4 protein-coding genes are annotated in these 1997 nt (G+C 38.4%); all 4 read left to right on the forward strand.

All coding sequences use genetic code 11. The features are described from left to right. The first annotated feature begins 330 nt into the window (after positions 1-330). The 4 genes from HWQ58_RS10075 to HWQ58_RS10090 all read left to right on the forward strand — a co-directional run bounded on the left by HWQ58_RS10075 (position 331) and on the right by HWQ58_RS10090 (position 1962). Positions 331-567: a ChpI protein gene (locus tag HWQ58_RS10075; protein ID WP_292861120.1), complete on the forward strand. Its 237-nt coding sequence runs from the start codon at positions 331-333 to the stop codon at positions 565-567. Continuing rightward, positions 567-905: a type II toxin-antitoxin system PemK/MazF family toxin gene (locus HWQ58_RS10080; RefSeq protein WP_292861123.1), complete on the forward strand. Its 339-nt coding sequence runs from the start codon at positions 567-569 to the stop codon at positions 903-905. Before HWQ58_RS10075 ends, HWQ58_RS10080 begins: the two co-directional genes overlap by 1 nt. 111 nt (positions 906-1016) lie before the next feature. Continuing rightward, the gene (locus HWQ58_RS10085) at positions 1017-1430 is read left to right on the forward strand and encodes an Mpo1-like protein (protein WP_292861126.1); all 414 of its coding nucleotides are present in this window, start codon (positions 1017-1019) and stop codon (positions 1428-1430) included. After that, positions 1417-1962, forward strand: a complete 546-nt coding sequence (locus tag HWQ58_RS10090; protein WP_292861129.1) for an aromatic ring-hydroxylating dioxygenase subunit alpha — start codon at positions 1417-1419, stop codon at positions 1960-1962. Before HWQ58_RS10085 ends, HWQ58_RS10090 begins: the two co-directional genes overlap by 14 nt. Positions 1963-1997: the final 35 nt, after the last annotated feature.

The raw sequence follows: 1997 nt of genomic DNA on the forward strand, positions 1-1997 counted from the left end.
GATTACGCTCAATCATTTCAATATGATTTGCAAGCTATATTTAACGATTTACAAAAAAAACAAATGGAACACAAGGATAGACTGGTAAAACTCCCAATCAAGCGGGGATTTAACAAATCACTGTATCCGAACGCAAGCTAGATCATCCTTATTAATGGAGGCAACAGACTCACTAAATCAGTCTTGATTGTCATACGCTTTCGTTATTCGACAACTTATCTTATCCCTGTCAAAATGAATTTGACAGTCTGCCATGAGTGCCAAGAATTTTTTATTGCCTTGATTATGAAAAATCGGTAACATGGGGTATAACTCAAGTTATACCAATCTATGAAAACAGCGATTTCCATCCCTGACCCTCTCTTTGCGGCTGCTGAAGAATTTGCGAAACGCATGGGGTTATCCCGTAGTCAGCTTTATTCTGTGGCGCTTCAAGAATACTTGCGATCGCATAAATGGGATGAAATTACTCAACAATTAGATGCTGTATATGCTGATGAAGATAGCAGTCTTGATCCATTGTTTGTAAAGCTACAAGCGCATACTATATCTGAGGAAAATTGGTGATGCAGCGAGGTGAAATTTGGTGGGTAGACCTGCCAATACCTGTTGCTTCCGAACCAGGATATCGTAGACCAGTTCTGATCGTTCAGTCAGATGAGTTTAATCGTAGCCGAATTCGGACTGCGATCGCTGCTGTACTCACAACTAATCTGCGGCTGGCTGAAGCTCCAGGCAACATTTTGGTGACAACAGATGAAACTGGTTTATCCCAAGACTCGGTTGTGAATGTTTCCCAAGTAATTACTGTGGACAAGTCGTTTTTGATGGAGCAGGTAAGCCAAGTAAGCGATCGCGTAATGGTGCTTGTTGATGAAGGTCTTCGTTTAGTGCTTGCGCTATAGGTCTTGAGTTGTGCCAGCAAGATAACAAGTTGATTAAACGGACGGTTGAGATATCTGGATGGTGTGGTCAGCGATCGCACAAAATAAGGATTAATCCTAGAAGGTTTTGACATGAATTATTATAACCCTCAACAAAAGTTAAAAAATCAGATTAATAATCAGATTCTGGATCATCCTTTTACAGACTATTGGGATATTTTTATTCTTAAACATCAGCATCCAATTAATATTACTCTACACCTTCTGGGGATATTCTTCTTTTACGGGTTACTCTTTTATACTTGGAAATTGCAAAACTTTTGGTTACTCTTGGGCTTACCGTTAACTCAATTGGTGGGATTAACCGGACATTTTTTGTTTGAGCGTAGCCATATTGATTTACAAGATGCCGTTTTTTCTTGGCGGGCATCTTATTGTTTGGGTAAAATGTTATTTAGGATTTTGATGGGTAAATATCAAGGTGATATTCGCCAACGACAAGAAATATTAAATAATTATCTATCAAAGAATTATGCAAATATTTAATAACTGGAATGTAATTGCAAAGGGTTGGTATATTGCCTGTCCTAGTCATAAGATACCTAAAAAAACAGCAAAATCTGTAGAAGGATGCGGTCAAAAAATTGCCATTTTTAGAGGTGAAGATGGTCAAGCGCGGGCTTTGGATGCCTACTGCCCTCATTTGGGGACAGATTTAGGAATTGGGAAGGTTGATGGTAATTGGATTCGTTGTGCATTTCATCATTGGGCATTTGATGAAACAGGGTTTTGTCAAAACATTCCCTGTCAATCAGAAATTCCTACCCAAGCTAAATTACAAGCTTATGCAACAGAGGAAAAGTATGGATTTATCTGGATTTATCCAGATGCTGAAGCACCAGAGGGAGTGGCTGATTTTGATGAATTGAAGGGAAAAGAAATTATTACACAAGCTGATATTGCATTTGAAAGAAGTTGCCATCATCATATTTGTATGATGAATGGAATTGATGCTCAACATTTAAAAACAATTCATCATTTAGATATCAAAATGGATCGGGAGCATCTCAGTTTTTGAAGTGCCTCAAACCGACAATAATCCATTAAGGTAGG

The organism is Nostoc sp. LPT, from assembly GCF_017115165.1.
GTDB lineage: Bacteria > Cyanobacteriota > Cyanobacteriia > Cyanobacteriales > Nostocaceae > Nostoc.

What these genes read in the sequence shown, in the direction of transcription:
- HWQ58_RS10075 (WP_292861120.1), top strand. Translation starts at nt 331, where the DNA reads ATGAAAACAGCGATTTCCATCCCTGACCCTCTCTTTGCGGCTGCTGAA.
- HWQ58_RS10080 (WP_292861123.1), top strand. Translation starts at nt 567, where the DNA reads ATGCAGCGAGGTGAAATTTGGTGGGTAGACCTGCCAATACCTGTTGCT.
- HWQ58_RS10085 (WP_292861126.1), top strand. Translation starts at nt 1,017, where the DNA reads ATGAATTATTATAACCCTCAACAAAAGTTAAAAAATCAGATTAATAAT.
- HWQ58_RS10090 (WP_292861129.1), top strand. Translation starts at nt 1,417, where the DNA reads ATGCAAATATTTAATAACTGGAATGTAATTGCAAAGGGTTGGTATATT.